19 protein-coding genes are annotated in these 17,138 nt (G+C 56.7%); 13 read left to right on the top strand and 6 right to left on the bottom strand.

Going from position 1 to position 17,138, the window contains the following annotated elements; translation table 11 throughout:
- Nucleotides 1–104 precede the first annotated feature (104 nt).
- Nucleotides 105–1,460 (top strand): UDP-N-acetylmuramate:L-alanyl-gamma-D-glutamyl-meso-diaminopimelate ligase, encoded by a 1,356-nt coding sequence (gene mpl / locus AC6I8X_RS17770; protein WP_497840234.1) that lies wholly within the window; start codon nucleotides 105–107, stop codon nucleotides 1,458–1,460.
- 63 nt (nucleotides 1,461–1,523) lie between these two features.
- Here mpl and yjgA read toward each other — a convergent pair whose 3' ends face one another.
- The gene (gene yjgA / locus AC6I8X_RS17765) at nucleotides 1,524–2,066 is read right to left on the bottom strand and encodes a ribosome biogenesis factor YjgA (protein WP_084877075.1); all 543 of its coding nucleotides are present in this window, start codon (nucleotides 2,064–2,066) and stop codon (nucleotides 1,524–1,526) included.
- A 116-nt stretch (nucleotides 2,067–2,182) separates the two neighbouring features.
- Between yjgA and pmbA the strand changes: the two genes are divergently transcribed.
- The 11 genes from pmbA to AC6I8X_RS17710 all read left to right on the top strand — a co-directional run bounded on the left by pmbA (nucleotide 2,183) and on the right by AC6I8X_RS17710 (nucleotide 11,658).
- Nucleotides 2,183–3,523, top strand: coding sequence for a metalloprotease PmbA (gene pmbA / locus AC6I8X_RS17760; protein WP_313686215.1), 1,341 nt, complete (start codon nucleotides 2,183–2,185; stop codon nucleotides 3,521–3,523).
- Between the two features lie 69 nt (nucleotides 3,524–3,592).
- Entirely contained in the window at nucleotides 3,593–3,979 is a 387-nt protein-coding gene (gene cybC / locus AC6I8X_RS17755) for a cytochrome b562 (RefSeq protein WP_313686217.1), read from the top strand.
- 253 nt (nucleotides 3,980–4,232) lie between these two features.
- Nucleotides 4,233–4,565 (top strand): glycine dehydrogenase, encoded by a 333-nt coding sequence (locus AC6I8X_RS17750; protein ID WP_084877068.1) that lies wholly within the window; start codon nucleotides 4,233–4,235, stop codon nucleotides 4,563–4,565.
- 25 nt (nucleotides 4,566–4,590) lie between these two features.
- On the top strand, nucleotides 4,591–4,947 hold the full coding sequence (locus AC6I8X_RS17745) for an SFCGS family glycine-rich protein (RefSeq protein ID WP_084877066.1): 357 nt from the start codon (nucleotides 4,591–4,593) through the stop codon (nucleotides 4,945–4,947).
- 2 nt (nucleotides 4,948–4,949) lie between these two features.
- Nucleotides 4,950–5,249, top strand: coding sequence for a DUF4312 family protein (locus tag AC6I8X_RS17740; RefSeq protein WP_313686221.1), 300 nt, complete (start codon nucleotides 4,950–4,952; stop codon nucleotides 5,247–5,249).
- 27 nt (nucleotides 5,250–5,276) lie between these two features.
- Complete coding sequence (locus tag AC6I8X_RS17735; RefSeq protein ID WP_021183537.1) at nucleotides 5,277–6,053, top strand: DUF4311 domain-containing protein; 777 nt, start codon at nucleotides 5,277–5,279, stop codon at nucleotides 6,051–6,053.
- Nucleotides 6,054–6,065: 12 nt separating this feature from the next.
- Entirely contained in the window at nucleotides 6,066–6,707 is a 642-nt protein-coding gene (locus tag AC6I8X_RS17730; RefSeq protein WP_497840233.1) for a DUF4310 family protein, read from the top strand.
- Nucleotides 6,708–6,750: 43 nt separating this feature from the next.
- Nucleotides 6,751–7,884, top strand: a complete 1,134-nt coding sequence (locus AC6I8X_RS17725; RefSeq protein ID WP_313686226.1) for an amidohydrolase/deacetylase family metallohydrolase — start codon at nucleotides 6,751–6,753, stop codon at nucleotides 7,882–7,884.
- Nucleotides 7,868–8,989 carry a DgaE family pyridoxal phosphate-dependent ammonia lyase gene (locus AC6I8X_RS17720; RefSeq protein WP_313686228.1) on the top strand — a complete coding sequence of 374 codons (1,122 nt, stop codon included), beginning with the start codon at nucleotides 7,868–7,870 and terminating at the stop codon, nucleotides 8,987–8,989. The genes AC6I8X_RS17725 and AC6I8X_RS17720 overlap by 17 nt, the downstream gene beginning before the upstream one ends.
- Complete coding sequence (gene dagF, locus AC6I8X_RS17715; RefSeq protein ID WP_313686230.1) at nucleotides 8,986–9,723, top strand: 2-dehydro-3-deoxy-phosphogluconate aldolase; 738 nt, start codon at nucleotides 8,986–8,988, stop codon at nucleotides 9,721–9,723. The genes AC6I8X_RS17720 and dagF overlap by 4 nt, the downstream gene beginning before the upstream one ends.
- Before the next feature lie 24 nt (nucleotides 9,724–9,747).
- Nucleotides 9,748–11,658, top strand: a complete 1,911-nt coding sequence (locus tag AC6I8X_RS17710; RefSeq protein ID WP_313686232.1) for a BglG family transcription antiterminator — start codon at nucleotides 9,748–9,750, stop codon at nucleotides 11,656–11,658.
- Between the two features lie 108 nt (nucleotides 11,659–11,766).
- Here AC6I8X_RS17710 and AC6I8X_RS17705 read toward each other — a convergent pair whose 3' ends face one another.
- Entirely contained in the window at nucleotides 11,767–12,666 is a 900-nt protein-coding gene (locus AC6I8X_RS17705) for a LysR family transcriptional regulator (protein ID WP_084877047.1), read from the bottom strand.
- Nucleotides 12,667–12,793: 127 nt separating this feature from the next.
- Between AC6I8X_RS17705 and AC6I8X_RS17700 the strand changes: the two genes are divergently transcribed.
- Nucleotides 12,794–13,495: a pirin family protein gene (locus AC6I8X_RS17700; RefSeq protein WP_084877044.1), complete on the top strand. Its 702-nt coding sequence runs from the start codon at nucleotides 12,794–12,796 to the stop codon at nucleotides 13,493–13,495.
- Nucleotides 13,496–13,526: 31 nt separating this feature from the next.
- Here the strand turns inward: AC6I8X_RS17700 and dolP are convergent, their stop codons facing one another.
- Genes dolP through AC6I8X_RS17680 form a run of 4 tightly spaced genes read right to left on the bottom strand, consistent with a single transcriptional unit; the run spans nucleotide 13,527 to nucleotide 17,132 of the window.
- A complete protein-coding gene (dolP, locus tag AC6I8X_RS17695; RefSeq protein WP_313686236.1) occupies nucleotides 13,527–14,099 on the bottom strand; it encodes a division/outer membrane stress-associated lipid-binding lipoprotein in 573 nt (190 codons plus the stop codon).
- A 14-nt stretch (nucleotides 14,100–14,113) separates the two neighbouring features.
- Nucleotides 14,114–14,701: a DnaA initiator-associating protein DiaA gene (gene diaA, locus AC6I8X_RS17690; RefSeq protein ID WP_013510648.1), complete on the bottom strand. Its 588-nt coding sequence runs from the start codon at nucleotides 14,699–14,701 to the stop codon at nucleotides 14,114–14,116.
- Nucleotides 14,702–14,715: 14 nt separating this feature from the next.
- Nucleotides 14,716–15,111 carry a YraN family protein gene (locus AC6I8X_RS17685; RefSeq protein WP_313686238.1) on the bottom strand — a complete coding sequence of 132 codons (396 nt, stop codon included), beginning with the start codon at nucleotides 15,109–15,111 and terminating at the stop codon, nucleotides 14,716–14,718.
- Complete coding sequence (locus AC6I8X_RS17680) at nucleotides 15,069–17,132, bottom strand: penicillin-binding protein activator (RefSeq protein WP_497840232.1); 2,064 nt, start codon at nucleotides 17,130–17,132, stop codon at nucleotides 15,069–15,071. The genes AC6I8X_RS17685 and AC6I8X_RS17680 overlap by 43 nt, the downstream gene beginning before the upstream one ends.
- Nucleotides 17,133–17,138: the final 6 nt, after the last annotated feature.

Below are 17,138 nucleotides of genomic sequence, written 5' to 3'. Positions count from 1 at the left end.
GCAGTTTAGCCGATTGAACTTTAAAAACCATAGTCCTAATCCGTTTCTTCCACCTGCACTCGGCGTTACACTGTGCGCCGAACTTTTGAGTAATGGATCTCTTTATGCGCATTCACATCCTTGGGATTTGTGGCACTTTTATGGGCGGTCTGGCGATGCTGGCGCGCTCACTTGGCCACGAAGTAACCGGCTCTGACGCCAATGTCTATCCGCCAATGAGTACCTTGCTGGAGCAGCAAGGCATTGAATTAACGGAAGGTTATGATGCCAGTCAACTGGATCCCGCCCCGGATCTGGTGATCATCGGCAACGCCATGACGCGCGGCAATCCCTGTGTGGAAGCAGTGCTGGAACGTAACATTCCTTACCTCTCCGGCCCGCAGTGGCTGCACGATTTCGTGCTACGCGATCGCTGGGTGCTGGCCGTGGCCGGAACCCACGGTAAAACCACCACAGCCGGCATGGCAGCGTGGATTCTTGAGGCTTGTGGCCTTGAGCCGGGCTTTATTATTGGTGGTGTGCCAGGAAATTTCGATGTTTCGGCAAAATTAGGAAAAAGCCCGTTCTTCGTTATTGAGGCGGATGAGTACGACAGCGCCTTTTTCGACAAGCGTTCCAAGTTTGTGCATTACTGCCCGCGCACACTGATCCTCAACAATCTGGAATTCGATCATGCGGATATCTTTGACGATCTGCGCGCCATCCAGAAACAGTTCCATCATTTGATCCGCATCGTACCGGGCCAGGGCAAGATCCTGCTGCCGGAACACGATCATAACCTGAAGCAGGTGATGGCAATGGGTTGCTGGAGTGAGCAGGAAACGGTAGGAGACAACGGTCACTGGCAGGCGAAAAAACTGACGCCGGATGCCTCACGCTGGGAAGCCCGGCTTGATGGTGAGAAAGTGGCGGAAGTGAACTGGGGCCTGGTGGGTGAGCACAACATGCATAACGGCCTGATGGCGATGGCCGCTGCGCGTCATGTGGGAGTGAAGCCAGACGATGCCGGTGAAGCGCTGGGGCGTTTTATCAATGCGCGCCGTCGCCTCGAGCTGCGTGGTGACGTGAACGGCATCAAGGTTTATGACGATTTTGCCCATCATCCAACGGCGATCCTCGCCACCCTGGCCGCGCTGCGCAGCAAAGTGGGGGGTACGGCACGGATTCTGGCCGTGCTGGAGCCGCGATCCAATACTATGAAAATGGGCGTTAGCAAGAATGAACTGGCACCGTCACTGGGACGTGCCGATGAAGTGTTCCTGTTCCAGCCGTACCATATTCCGTGGCAGGTTGCCGATGTGGCGGATGCCTGCATCCAGCCTGCTCACTGGAGTGCCGATATCGATACGCTGGTAGAAATGGTGGCGAAAGTCGCGCAGCCAGGGGATTCGATTCTGGTAATGAGTAACGGTGGCTTTGGCGGGATTCATCAGAAACTGCTGGAAAGGCTGGGACGTTAATCCGTAGCGGCGCGATTTAAACCTGCGCGATAAATCGCGCCGCTACGGTTCGTGATATGCCTGTTATGCTTCAGCTAATTCACGCAGGTACTGGAAAATCTGGCGTGCCGCTTTTGGTGGTTTGTTCGCCGCTTTTTCTTTTTGCGCATTGCGAATCATGCTGCGCAGCTGCTGGCGATCGGCCTGCGGATAGAGGTTAACCACCTCGGCCATTACATCATCACCCTGCTCAATCAAACGATCGCGCAAATTCTCCAGCTTATGGAACAACGCGACCTGCTGGTTATGGCGGTTCTTCAGTTTGTCCAAAGCCAGACGAATCGGTTCCACATCACGGGCGCGCAGCATCTTACCGATCAGCTGCAACTGGCGGCGACGGCCTTCTTTCTTGATACGCTGCGCCAGTTCAATGGCGGCACGTAAATCTTCGTCGAGTGGAATCTTGTCGAGGGAATTTTTCCCCAGCTCGACTAACTCGGCACCCAGGCGCTTCAGCTCCTCGGCATCGCGTTTAATTTCGCTTTTGCTGACCCAGATAATCTCTTCGTCTTCTTCTTCCTGATTATCCGGCACATCATCGAGCCAGTCTTCGGGCTGCTTGGTCATCTCTTGGCTCCCTAAAAAAAAGAGGCTAATCCTACCAGTTTATCGGGGGACTGCGAAATTGTTCTCTGAGTCTGATAGACTCAAAATATTCATACATAAGATTAGACGGCAGGTCGATGAACGTATCTACTCAGGTTGCAGAACAACGTAAAGTGTTGGAACAGGCTGTCGCACAGGCGCTGGAACTGGCGAAAGCCAGCACCGATGGCGCAGAAGTGGCGGTGACAAAAACCACCGGTATCGGTGTCAGTACCCGCTACGGCGAAGTGGAAAACGTCGAATTTAACAGCGATGGCGCGCTCGGCATCACCGTTTATCATCAGAATCGCAAAGGCAGTGCGTCTTCTACCGACCTCAGCCCGGATGCCATCAAACGCACCGTGCAGGCGGCGATCGATATTGCCCGTTACACCTCCGCCGATCCTTATGCCGGTCCGGCGGATCGCGATCTGCTGGCGTTCGAGGCCCCGGATCTCGATCTCTACCATCCATGGGAGATCGATGCCGATCGCGCGATTGAACTGGCGGCGCAGGCGGAACAAGCCGCCTTACAGGCCGATAAACGCATCACCAATACCGAAGGCGGCAGCTTCAACAGCCACGTCGGTATCAAAGTATTCGGCAACAACCACGGCATGTTGCAGAGCTACTGCTCCAGCCGCCATTCGCTTTCCAGCTGCGTGATTGCAGAACAAAATGGCGAAATGGAGCGTGATTACGCTTACACCATTGGCCGTGATATTCACGATCTGCAAAGCGCCGAGTGGGTCGGGGCAGAATGCGCACGCCGCGTGTTGTCACGCCTGTCGCCACGCAAGCTTTCCACCATGAAAGCACCGGTGATTTTCGCCCCGGAAGTGGCAACGGGCCTGTTTGGTCATCTGGTGGGAGCCATCAGCGGCAGCAGCGTGTACCGCAAATCGACTTTCCTGCTCGATGCGCTGGGCACACAGATCCTGCCGGAATGGCTGACCATCGAAGAGAAGCCGCACCTGCTGAAAGGCCTGGCCTCGACGCCATTTGATAGCGAAGGGGTACGTACCCAGGCGCGTGACATCATCAAAAATGGTGTGCTGCAAAACTGGCTGATGACCAGCTATTCCGCGCGTAAGCTTGGCCTGCAAAGCACCGGCCATGCGGGTGGCATTCACAACTGGCGCATTGCCGGTCAGGGCCATAGCTTTGACGATTTGCTTAAGCAGATGGGCCGTGGCCTGGTGGTGACGGAACTGATGGGTCAGGGTGTCAGCGCCATTACCGGCGACTATTCACGTGGTGCGGCCGGTTACTGGGTGGAGAACGGTGAAATCCAGTATCCGGTGAGCGAAATCACCATCGCCGGTAACCTGAAAGATATGTGGCGCAACATGGTGACTATCGGCAACGATATTGAAACCCGCAGCAACATCCAGTGTGGATCGGTGCTGCTTCCGGAGATGAAGATCGCCGGGCAGTAATGACATCGCTTCCTGAAGGCAGCCCGCAAGGCTGCCTTTTTTATCTCCACAATAATAAAGGAATGAACGATGCGTAAGCATGTGATTGCAATGTTGTCTCTGTCGCTGTTGTTCTCCAGTGCCAGCCTGTATGCGGCTGATCTGGAGCAGGATATGCATACTTTGAATGATGGGCTGAAAACGGTGAAAAAAACCTCCGATGCCCAGGAAATGCAAACCGCGCTCGGCAAGATGCGCCAGGCGGCGGAGGATGCGAAAAAATCCACGCCGGAAAAGCTGGAAGGTCAGCCTGCTGATAGCGCTCAGATCAAGGATTTCCACGCCGGACTGGATTCGCTGATCGCCCAGATTGATGTGGTGGATCAACTGGCTCAGGCCAACAAACTGGACGAGGCTAAAACCGAAGCGAAGAAACTGGAAGATATTCGCAACGCCAACCATAAGAAATTCCGCTGACAGCCAGGCCAGCCATCTGGCTGGCCTTATTCCTGGGCATAATCCGCCCGTTTCTGCCGCTCATCCCCATCATTCTGTGCGAAATGTAATGTATTTTGCATTCTTCGTGCATCCTGCGATCTGGCGCACAGTCACCCGCATGATTTCCACTTTGAGGTGGAAAAGATGCGTCTCCACACCGCCCGGTGGACAGGATAATTTCTTTTCAACGCGAATTAACGGTCATTGTCCGCTGTAAACAGGAGTGAGCCAGGTGAGTAGTGAAGCAGTTCCGCTGAAACAGAGCACGCCGGAAGCGATTCAGGCTCTGGCGGATAACGTGATGACGCAGATTGCCGCGCTGTATGCGGCACACCACATCGAACCCAATGCGGTGCAGCAGCAAATGCTGACCTCACACGTGCGAGCCATGGCCTCGCGCTCCCTCACCGGGGAAGCCTTACCGGAAGTGGAAGCGGAGCTATTTGAGGATATCTCGCCCGAGACGATGGCACTGGCACAGCAGGTGGTGGATCTGTTCGGCAATCTGCCACGCGAAGAGGCGTGGTTATTGTCGGTACACATTGAAGTTGCAAGGTCGAATTAGTCAGAAATTTTAAGAGGAATTGAACATGGTAACAGTAGTGATTGGCGATCGTCTGGGTAAAGGACAAAAAGTGGCGGCAGGTGTCGAGAAAGCTGGTGGCCGTGCGGTAGTGGTGCCGGGTGTGGCGGCGGATATGAAGCTGGGCGACGTGATGAAAGCGGAAAACGCCGACTTTGGCATCTCCTTCTGCGGCAGTGGCGGCGCAGGTGCCATCACCGCACAGAACAAATATGGCTACAAAGCAAAACATGGCATGCGTTCGATTGATGAAGGCGTTACGGCGATCAACGAAGGTGCCACGGTGCTTGGCTTCGGCTTTATGGACAAAGAAGAGCTGGGTGAACGGCTGGTGCAAGCCTGGACGAAAAAACACGGCAGCTAAGCATGAAACAACAATACATGACTCAGGTAACGGTGCAGGGCGCAGGCGATACCAAAGCCAAAGCCTTTGCCGATGCTCTGAGTCGGGTGCAGCAGCAAGTGCTGCGCACCACACAAAAGATTCTGCTGCGCATTGAACCCCAGGATGTTCGGGTGCTGCGCGCGCAGGAACGCGTCAAGACGGAGAAATTTTTGTTCTTTTTCCTCGCGCGTGAGCGACGGAACTACAGCGTCGAGCTGGAGATTACCGTCAGCGTCACCGTGATCGATACCGAACAGGTGGAATTCACGGCGACACCTTAACAACAGACGAAAAACAAAGGTAAGCGCATGTTTTTAATTATTTTGTTTAAGTCGTTAATCATTGGCGGGTTGGTAGGGGTTGGCGTCGGGGCAGGTGCCGCACGCATGTTTCACGCACCTACCACGCAGGGCATGGGCGCGTTCCGTACGCTGGGCGAGCTTAACTCCTGTGAAGGCGATCCGGCATCGCACTTCTCCTTTGGTCTCGGCTTTTTCTTTAACGCCTGGGCTTCATCCGTGGCGGCGGGTTCATTCACTCAAGACGTTGACCATCGCATCCTGCCTAACTGGGGCGCGGCGGCACTGATGGTGAAAAACCGCAACGTAGCAGAAACACTACACAACCCGAAAAAGATGGCGATTGCCTGCGGCATCATCGGCATGATCGTGGTGGCCTTCCTCAACAGCACTGCCTCTGCTGTCCCGGCGGCTTTGCAGGTCACCGCTGTTAAAGTGCTGGTTCCCGCCGCCAATTTGCTGGTGAACACCGTGATGCCAGTGATTTTCTGGCTGGCGGCGATTGATGCCGGTAAGAAATCAGGCTTCTGGGCCACCATTTTTGGCGGCCTGGCGCAGTTGATCATGGGCAACGCTGTCCCCGGTCTGGTACTGGGTATCCTGATCGGTAAAGGCGTCGAGGAAAGCGGCTGGAACAAAGTCACCAAAGTGATGATGACCGCTATCGTGCTGCTGTTTGTGCTGAGTGGCTTCTTCCGCGGCTTCGATATGAAACTGCTGCAATCCTTCCAGCTCGGTATTCCTGGTTGGCTGGACATGATCCACAACAGCCTCAGCGGCAAATAAGGAGCCATCAGCATGAACGAAAACAAAGGGTTCTGGTACGCCGACTGGTCTTTCCCGATCTTTGTCGGCTTGCTCTCTGCCGGGGTGTTTGCCGGTACGCATATGTACTACCTGTACGGCATTGGTGCTTTTAACGAGGTGGCGTTTGTCTCGATGCTGCGTTCCGGCATGGAAACTGGCGTCTACGGTGCGGTGGCGGCTTTCGGTGCCAGCTTCCTGTTCGCCCGCATCATTGAAGGTTCGCTGGTGGGGATTCTCGACATCGGCGGGGCGATTCAGACCGGTATCGGCCTCGGTGTTCCGGCACTGCTGCTGGGCGCAGGGATTGTCTTTCCGGTGGCGAACTTTGCTGCCTCGCTGGTGACCGGCCTGGTACTGGGTCTGGCGGTTGGCTACATCATCATCCTGGCGCGTAAGTTCACCATTAATCAGAGCGACTCTACCTACGGAGCCGATGTGATGATGGGGGCCGGTAACGCCTCTGGTCGTTTCCTGGGTCCGTTGATCATCCTGTCGGCGATGGCGGCATCGATTCCTATCGGACTCGGTTCGCTGGTCGGCGCGCTGCTGTTCTACCTGTGGAACAAGCCGATTACCGGTGGTGCGATCCTCGGTGCCATGGTGCTGGGCGCGATCTTCCCGATTTCTCTCTGATGTCATGCGCGGCCTGCTAACGGGCCGCGCGTAAGGAGTTGGTATGTTTGATGTGATTCTGCGCCGTGCGCGTTTGTGCGACGAACAGCTGGTCGATATTGCGTGGCAGGGCGGCAAAATTGCTGCGGTAGGCGAGGTACAGGGCGTGGCCGCGCAGGAGCGCGACCTGGCCGGGCGTTACTACGTCAGCGCAGGCTGGATTGACAGCCATGTGCACTGCTACCCGAAATCACCGATTTATCATGATGATGCGGATGCCATTGGTGTGGCGCAGGGTGTCACCACGGTGGTCGATGCAGGCAGCACCGGGGCGGATGACATTGACGATTTTTATCAGCTTACGCGCCAGGTCACCACGGATGTGCGTGCGCTGATCAACATCGCCCGCACCGGCATTGTCACGCAGAACGAACTGGCCGATATGGCGCAAATTGACGGCGAGGCGGTGGTGCAGGCGGTGCAGCGTCACCCGGATTTTATTGTTGGCCTGAAAGCGCGCATGAGCAGCAGCGTAGTCGGCGAAAACGGCATCCAGCCGTTAATCCGCGCCAAAGCCATTCAGCAGGCTGCCGGTCATCTGCCGCTGATGGTGCATATCGGTAATAACCCGCCAGTGCTGGAAGAAATCGCCGACCTGCTGACTTCCGGCGACATCATCACCCACTGCTACAACGGTAAACCCAACCGTATCCTCACGCCGCAGGGCGAACTAAAGGCGGCAGTGAAAAACGCCATCGCGCGAGGTGTGCGGCTGGATATCGGTCACGGTAGCGCCAGCTTCAGCTTTGAGGTGGCTCGCCAGGCGATTGCCCAGGGCATTCTGCCCGACACCATCAGCTCGGATATTTACTGCCGCAACCGTATCAACGGACCGGTGCACAGCCTGGCGCATGTGATGTCGAAATTTTTCAGCATCGGTATGACGCTGGCGCAGGTAATCGACTGCGTGACCTGGAAAGCCGCTGAAGGGCTGCGTCTGGCGCACAAAGGGCGGCTGGCCGTGGGCTATGACGCCGACCTGACCATTTTTACCGTCAAAGAAGAAGCCCGCCCGTTCGTCGATGCGGAAGGCGAACAGGTTCTGGGTGAACAACATGTGTTGCCATTGGCCGCCGTGGTGGCGGGCCAGTGGTATCTGACTGATGAAGGGAAAACCAATCATGTCTTCGATTTATGAAAAATATGACCTGAAACAGGTCATTAATGCCTCCGGTCGTATGACCATTCTCGGCGTATCAACCCCAGCAGCGGATGTGGTGGATACCGTGAAATACGGCCTCAACCACTACTTTGAGATGAAAGATCTGGTTGATAAGACCGGCGCGTATATTGCGCAGCTGTTGCAGGTGGAGAATGCGGTGGTGGTGTCCTGCGCCTCGGCGGGGATTGCGCAGAGCGTGGCGGCGGTGATCGTCAAAGATAACGCCTGGCTGCTGGAGAACTTGCATGCCGCGCCGTTGAGCGTGCCGCACGATATCGTGGTACCGAAGGGGCATAACGTCAATTTTGGCGCCCCTGTGGGCACCATGGTCGCGCTGGGGGGCGGACGGCTGGTGGAAGCAGGCTACAGCAACGAATGCTCGCCAGAACAGCTGGCAGCCGCGATTACGCCGACCACAGCCGCACTGCTGTACATCAAATCGCACCATTGCGTGCAGAAAAGCCATCTCAGCGTCGAACAGGCGGCCGTGGTGGCACGTAAACACGGCATTCCGTTGATTGTCGATGCCGCAGCTGAAGAAGATTTGCAGTGCTATTACCAGATGGGTGCTGACCTGGTGATCTACAGCGGCGCGAAAGCGATTGAAGGGCCGACCAGCGGGCTGGTAATTGGCCGCACGCAATACGTTGAGTGGGTGAAACGTCAGAGTAGCGGTATTGGTCGCGCCATGAAGGTGGGCAAAGAGGGCATCCTCGGTCTGACCCAGGCGATTGAAAACTATCTGGTGCAGGAAAAAACCACGGGCGCGCAAATGGTGGAAAAAATGACGCCGTTTATCGCCAACCTCAACACCCTGAAGGGCGTGAGTGCACGGGTGGTATGGGATGCCGCCGGACGTGACATCGCACGCGCCGAGATTAAGTTTGACGAAGCCCAGACCGGCTGGGGCACCGGCGAGCTGGTACAGGCGCTGAAAACCGGCGTTATCGCCATTTACTTCCGCGGCTACAAAGCCAACGAAGGCATTATTGAAGCCGATGTGCGCAGCGTCAGCGCCGATCAGCTGCATACCATTTTTACCGCCATTCAGGCATTGCTCAATGGAGAGAAACAGGCATGACTCTGACACCGAATTTTTATCAGGGCCGTTTGTGCCTCAATGTGCTGGCGGGTTCAAAGCAGAATGCGCGCGACATCTGGCAGGCGGCGGAAGGCCATGTGCTGGTGGGCGTATTATCCAAAAACTACGCCACCACCGAAGCGGCCATCGCCGATATGCGCGAGTATGCTGCGCTGATTGATAACGCCATTTCCGTCGGGCTGGGTGCCGGAGATCCCAATCAGTCGGCGATGGTGAGCGCAATTGCGGCAGCGATTCAACCGCAGCACGTTAACCAGGTGTTTACCGGCGTCGCCACCAGCCGTGCACTGCTCGGGCAGAACGAAACCGTGGTCAACGGGCTGATTTCTCCCACCGGCACGCCGGGTCTGGTAAAAATCTCTACCGGACCGCGCAGTGCCCAGGGGCCGGATGCCATCATACCGATCGCGAGTGCCATCGCGCTGCTTCAGGATATGGGGGGCAGCTCGGTGAAGTATTTCCCGATGGGGGGACTGAAAGCGGTGGATGAATACCGTGCCGTGGCGGAAGCCTGCGCGCGTTATGACTTCTGGCTGGAACCGACCGGCGGTATCGATCTCAGCAACTTTGAGGAGATCGTGCGCATTGCGCTGGAGGCGGGCGTCAGTAAAGTGATTCCGCATGTCTATAGTTCCATTATCGACAGCGCGACTGGCGACACGCGCATTGACGATGTCCGTCAGCTTCTGGCAACGTGCAAAAAGCTGTTGTAACAAATAAGTAACAGGTGAAGCCCCTTGAGATTCCCTAACCAGCGTCTGGCCCAGCTTTTCGCTGCTCTGCAAAATGAAACCTTGCCGCAGGATGAGCTGGCGCGCCGTTTCTCCGTCTCGACGCGCACGGTGCGTACCGACATCACGGCACTGAATGCGCTGCTGGCGCAGCACGGCGCACAGTTTGTGCTGGCGCGTGGCGCGGGGTATCAGCTGAAAGTGGATGATGCACGGCGTTTTGGTCAGTTGCAGGCACAAACCGCCGCGCCGCTGCGCGTGCCACGTACCTCGCCGGACCGCGTGCGTTATCTGCTCAGCCGCTTCCTGACGGCGGCGTATTCGCTCAAGCTGGAAGATCTGTCGGAAGAGTGGTTTGTCAGCCGTGCCACGCTGCAAAGCGATATGGCTGAAGTACGTGAATGGCTGGGGCGCTATCACCTGAATATCGAAACTAAGCCACGCTACGGCATGAAACTGTTTGGTAGCGAGGCGGCGATTCGCACCTGCCTGACCGACCTGCTGTGGCAGATCGATCAGGACACGCCGGATAGCCCGCTGTTGACGGTGGAAGCACTGCACAGCGGGATGCTGGAGCAGCTGCAACCGCTGTTACAGCAATGCTTTGCCCATCACGCGATTCGTCTGAGCGATGAAGGTGAGCGCTATCTGCAAATCTATTGCGCGGTGGCGGTGCGGCGTATCAGCGAAGGCTTTCCGCTAAACGACCCCGGTGCCGAAGATGTGGGAGAAGAGGTGCGTGAAGCGGCACACCAGCTGGTTGAGCTGATGCTGCCGCTGGTCGGCAAACCGATTTCACAGGCGGAAGAGAACTGGCTGCGCGTCAATATTGCCGCCCGCCAGATTCAGGCGCTGGCACCCAGCACCATTAACGCTGACGATGCCGATGCGCTGGTGGATTACCTGCTGAGTTATATCAACACCCACTACAACTACCGACTGCAACAGGACGAGCAGCTGCGCGCCGATTTGCTCACCCATATTAAAACCATGATCACCCGGGTGCGTTACCAGATCCACATCCCCAACCCGTTGCTGAACAACATCAAGCAGCATTATCCGATGGCCTACGACATGACGCTGGCGGCGGTTACCAGTTGGGGCAAATATACGCCGTACACCATCAGCGAAAACGAAATCGGTTTTCTGGTGCTACACATCGGCGTGGGGCTGGAGCGCCATTATGACGTGGGCTATCAGCGCCATCCGCAGGTGCTGCTGGTATGCGATAGCGGTAACTCCACGCTGCGGATGATTGAGGCGCTGCTGCTACGTAAGTATCCGCAATTACAGGTGACGGCGCGCCTGTCACAGCGTGAATATGAGGCGCTCGATTATATTGACGAAGATTTTGTTATCTCCACCGCGCGGCTTAAAGAGAAAAACAGCCCGGTGGCGGTGATGTCGCCGTTTCCCACCGAATTCCAGCTGGAACAACTGGGCAAACTGGTGCTGGTGGACCGCACCCGTCCTTACATGCTGGAGAAATACTTCGACGCGCAACATTTTCTGGTGGTGGATCAGCCGATGACGCAATCGGCATTGTTTCGCCAGCTGTGTGACCAGCTGCAACGGGAAGGCTATGTTGACGACGATTTTTATCCGTCAGTTGAGGAGCGCGAAGCGATTGTCAGCACCATGCTGGGTGAGGGGATAGCGTTACCACACTCGCTGGGGTTGCTGGCGAAAAAAACCGTGGTCTACACCGTGCTGGCTCCGCAGGGAATCAGCTGGGGCGATGAAACCGCCTCGGTGATTTTCCTGTTGGCGATCAGCAAAAGCGAATATGAAGAAGCGATGGCAATTTACGATTTGTTCGTCACTTTCCTGCGCGAACGGGCAATGACGCGGCTGCGCGACTGTGGCGATTTTGCCAGCTTTAAGGCGGTGGCGATGGATTGTCTGAGCCGTCTGTAACGGCACATTCCGTGTAGCGGTGCGATTTATCGCGCGTTTTTTGCCATCGTCAAGGTCAAAAGAGCGCGATAAATCGCGCCGCTACGGAGTGCTAATCCGCGTTGCTGATTAGCCTTTTTTCGCCAGCAGGCGCGGGATTTCGCGCAGGCACCAGGCTTTGGCTTCGCCCATGCTGTCGCGTCGCCATGCCATGATGATATCCACTTCACGGGTATATTCCGCACTCACCACGCGCAAGCGCCCTTCGGCAATATCCTGTTCCACCAGCGAATAAGGCATAGTCGCCACACCCAGTCCGGCCAGCAGCGCCCGACGTTTATCGTCCATGCTGCTTACCGTCAGACGTTGTTGTTTATCCAGCAGCTGCACAGTCAGCACCGGGCGTTCACGGGCTGTGTCGGCGACGGCAATGCCGCGATATTTGACGCGCGTGACTTCAGACTGCGGTTCGGCTTCCTGATGGATGGGATGATCCGGGCTGGCCACATACACGCTCATCATGCTGTACAACTTACGGGTGTTGATTTCAGTTGAGGCGCGGAAATGCATATCCGGCGCAATCACGATATCGGCCCGGCCCTGCTCCAGACGCTCCCAGGCACCGGCCAGCACTTCGGTGACCAGTGAAATCTGCGTGTTGGCTTTGTCCGCCAGTTTGGTTACCAGCGGGAACAGGTGTTCAGTCGGCACCAGCGCCTCGGTGACGATGGTGAGGTGGGTTTCCCAGCCACGTGCCAGCGCTTCGGCATCGGTGGTAAGTTTATCGGCAGCTTCGAGCAACACCCGGCCACGTTCCAGCAACATGCGGCCGACATTGGTGAATTTGGTGCGGTGGCCGGAGCGGTCAAACAACACCACATCCAGTTCCTCTTCCAGCTTCTGCATGGTGTAACTCAGGGCAGAAGGTACGCGTCCCAGCTCGTCGGCCGCTGCGGCAAAGCTGCCCCGCCGGTCAATAGCATCCATCACACGTAAAGCTTCAAGGGTTAACGCGCGCTCTTTTGCCATGCCGATTCTCTGTCAGGAAATTTGAACATGCCGGGCAGATTAACTGGCTAACAATCCGGCGTCCAGCCTTTTACCATAATCCTATAAATCTGCGGCGTATCATCCCGCAGAGCGTCGGAGGTAAATCATGATGACAACCCGCTGCGCGTCAGCATGTGGCCAGGCCGATTTCGGTTGGTTGCAGGCGCGATACAGCTTCTCATTTGGCCACTATTTTGACCCGAAACTGATGGGCTATGCCTCGTTGCGTGTGCTCAATCAGGAAGTGCTGGCACCCGGTGCAGCCTTCCAGCCACGCACCTATCCACAGGTTGATGTGCTCAACCTGGTGCTACAGGGGGAGGCTGAATACCGCGACAGTGACGGTAACCATATCATTGCCCGTGCTGGCGAAGCGCTGCTGCTGTCGGCGCGCCAGGGCGTGAGCTATAGCGAAATCAACCTCAGCAAAGATCAACCGCTGACCAGGATGCAGCTATGGCTGTCAGCCTGTCCGGAGCGTGAGAATCCGCTGTTGCAGAAAATGGCGTTGCCAGAGCAAACGGCTTTCCTGCTGGCCTCGCCAGATGGCGCAGAAGGTAGCCTGCAACTGCGTCAGCAGGTGTGGGTACATCAGGTGACGCTGGCACCCGGTGAGCAGCACAGCGTGAAGCTGCATGGGCCACGCGCTTATCTGCAATCGATCCACGGTTCGCTTGATGTGCTGGCCAGCAGCAATCATCAGGAAAAACTGAGCTGCGGTGATGGTGCGTTTCTGGCGGAAGAACAGCAGATTACGCTACAGGCTAAAACGCCGTTGCGTGCGCTGGTGATTGATATTCCGGTGTGAAAAAAGGGCGGCTGATGCCGCCCTTGAAAGGTTATTTCAGAATGGTAAACGCGGTGGTGACGTGCTTCACGCCGCTCACCCGGCTGGCAAGATCGGCCGCCGCTGTTGCTTCCTGCTGTGTCACTAACCCTAACAAAAACACTTCGCCGTTTTCGGTGGTGACTTTCACGTTCGAAGATTTCACCTGATCGCTGCCCAGCAGCTGAGAACGGATTTTGGTGGTGATCCAGGTGTCGCTTGAGGACGTCCCCAGGCTGACTTTCTGGCCGGTACGGATTTCGTTGTAAACCTCAGTGGCACCATCAACGCCCATGGCAATCTGTTTAGCGCGGTTCGACAGATCCGCCGACGGCGACTGGCCAGTCAGCAGCACTTTACCCTGGTAGACAGTTACCACCACGCGTGCCTGGCTTTTGATTTGCGCATCTTTTGCCAGCGCGTTGGTCACACGCAGTTCCAGCGTACCGTCATCAACCTGAGTGCCCACGGTACGGGGGTCAGTGGCGGTTTTGGTGCCAACAGCGGCACCGCCAGCGACCACGGCAATGCAGCCCTGCAACATCATGGCGGTTAAAAGAATGGCGACAGCATTCAATGCTTTCATCTTAGCTCCTTCAGTCATTCCTGGTGGGGGAACAAGGTGTTATCGATCAAATCGCACAGGCAATTCAGCGTCAGCATATGCATTTCCTGAATGCGCGCACTGCGATGAGACGGAATGCGAATTTCCACATCGTGCGGGCCGAGCAGCCCGGCCAGCTCACCGCCGTCGTAGCCGGTCAGCGCCACGATGGTCATATCGCGTGTAACCGCAGCTTCCACCGCTTTAATGATGTCGCGGGTGTTGCCACGGGTGGAAATGGCCAGCAGTACATCACCGGCCTGACCAAGCGCTCGCACCTGCTTGGCGTAAATTTCATCGTGCAACCGATCGTTGCCAATTGCCGTCAACATCACGTTATCGGCACTCAGCGCCAGCGCGGGCAGGCTGGGGCGCTCGGTCTCAAATCGGTTAATCATGCTGGCAGCAAAATGCTGGGCATTGGCCGCTGACGCGCCATTGCCACAGCTCAGGATTTTGTTACCACTCAGCAGCGACTGCACCAGCGTCATGGCCGCACGGGAAATAGCATCCGGCAGCGCCTCGGCGGCAGCGATTTGAGTCTGAATACTTTCGGTAAAACACGCTTTAATTCTGTCCTGCACAAGACCACCTGGTTCTACACATCCGCATGAAAGGCATCGGGCAGCCACTCCAGCTCGCGGCCGGTGATGGCAATGATGTCAAAACGGCAATTCACCGTAGCAAAACTGCCGTTACGTCCCAGCAACCATAGTGCGGCTGCACGGAGTAGCTTTTGTTGTTTCTGACGCGTCACGCTGGCGGCAGCACCGCCAAAACGCGCATTGCGTCGATAGCGCACTTCGACAAATACCCAGCAATCGCCATCCTGCATGATGAGATCAAGCTCACCGATACGGTAACGGACGTTGCTGGCAACCCAGCGCAGCCCGGCGCGCTCCAGATAGCGACGCGCCTGCTGCTCCTGCTCAGCGCCAATGCGCTGGCGGTTTACTGTACCGGAACGATCTGTCCCTGACGATACTGGTTCCATGCCAACTTCCTGTTGATCACGCAATCCGGGGTGGCGCTCAGCTTACCGGTCTTGCCATCAATGGCAAAACCCGGTACCTGACGCATCTGGTTAAAGTGGTTAGCCAGCGTCCAGGCATCAATGCCCATCGCGTACAGACGTACCAGCGAGTAATCATTGTTAAACGACTTCGCCGCCTGCTGCATCAGCGCCGGGTTGCTACCTGACAGCAGCGGAATATCGCTGAATTGCAGGCCATCCATCTCCAGACGGAAGTCCGGACCGGCACCGGCCTGGAAGCTGCGCGAGCTGGCATACAGTGCGATATTGCTGCGGCTGCTGGTACGCATCGCAATCATCGGTTTGATCAACTGCAGTTCATCCTGGCTGGCAACGATATAGACCGAATCAAGGCTGCCACCGCTGGTATCGGTTGCAGGGGTGCTGGTCTGTGGAGCCGGAATGGTTAGCCCGGCAATCGACACGCCCTGCGGCTGGGCCGGTTCAACGATAAGCGGCGTACCACTCAGGTTAATACCGGCACCGCTGTTGATGCCCTGCTTCAGCTCGCCCACTGAACCAAAGCGCTGTTGCAGCACGGTGGAGCCGCCCAGCGTCTGCCATTCCTGCGCAAAGGCTTTGCCGACGCGATCGCCGTAGCTGTTACGTGGCAGCAGCAATAATGGCTGGCGTTTACCCTGGTCCCACATATGGTGAGCGGCATCACGCGCTTCGTCTTCAGGAGAAAGCGCAAAGTAACAAATATTCGGATGGTTCTGGATCTGTTCCGGCTCGTTCAGCGCCAGCACGTTAAGCGGCGAATTGCTGTTGGCCACGGTTTCCACATCGCTTTTCAGCAGCGGACCGACCACGATGGTCGCACCATCCTGCTGTGCCTGCTGCATCACCTGCTGAATCGGTTGGCTGCTGGTGTCGTACACCTTAACCTGGGCGTTGCTGTCGGCTGCACTGGCCGCCGGGGCCGGTGTTGCAGGGGCAGGGGCTGCGGCTGGCTGCTGCGCGTTTTGATCTGGCGTGACGGCAGCTGCGGCCGGACTGACCACGGCATTATTATCGGCTGGAGCTGCAGGCGTCGCTGCGGGCTGTTGCTGGGCGCTGGCATCGGCAGTGGCCGGTGTGGCTGTGGGTTGCGGCTGCGGTGCGGGGGCGGCGGTTAGCACGCCGTTTTTCGCATCGTTAAAGCCTTTCTGAATGGCGTTGGCGAAGATCTGCGCCTGACCATTCAGCGGCAGCAGCAGTGCAATGGTGCTGGTCGAGGCTTTGCTGAAGTTCTGCACCTGGCTTAACGCGGTCGGCAGCGTTTTTGCCGCCGGGTTCACGGGATAACGTGTCTGCCAGTCTTTAATCGCGGCTTTCAGCATCTCCGGGTCCTGGCTGTTGGTATGCCAGGTGTTCAGCAGATCCAGCCAACCCTGCAAGGTATTTTCGTCGGCGTTGATCACCAGGTTGCTGAGCTGATCTTTGGTCATTTGCGTCAGCGCCTGCCAGGTGGCGTCGATATTGCTCTGGTGGTCGGCCCCTTGCAGCAGCGGTTCCTGAGCAATATAGGCGCGTAGCAGTGCCAGCGATGGGCGATTCTGGGCGGCTGCGATTTGCAGACCGTAGAAGCGTGCCTGCTGATCTTGTGACATGCCCGTGGTTTTCAGCTGGCCCAGTAGCTGCTGTGCGCCATTGAAATCCTGCTGACCAATCAGCATCTGCGCACGCAGCAGCTGGAGTTCCTGTTGCTGCACATCCGACAGTTGCTGTGGCAATTGTTTGATCTGATCGCCAGCCTGTGGATACTTTCCTTCCTTCAGCAGGGCACGGATGGCAAGTAATTGCCAGTCGGTCTTGCTATCATCGCTGCTTTGCTGCACCTGCTGCAGATAATAGTCAGAGCGGCCTGTTGCCGGACCCTGAATATTGACGTTAGATGTTTGCTGCGGTCCCTGGCCGCTACAGGCGGCTAAAATCAATCCAGCAAGAAGAACAGGTACCAGGCGTCCTGCTTTATGACGTACGACTTTTGAAGGAAGCATACTGTA

Source organism: Pantoea sp. X-Soil-TKNS-1280 (assembly GCF_059730475.1).
The sequence above is the reverse complement of the archived record's forward strand: the minus strand, read 5'-3'. Positions and strand labels throughout refer to the sequence as shown.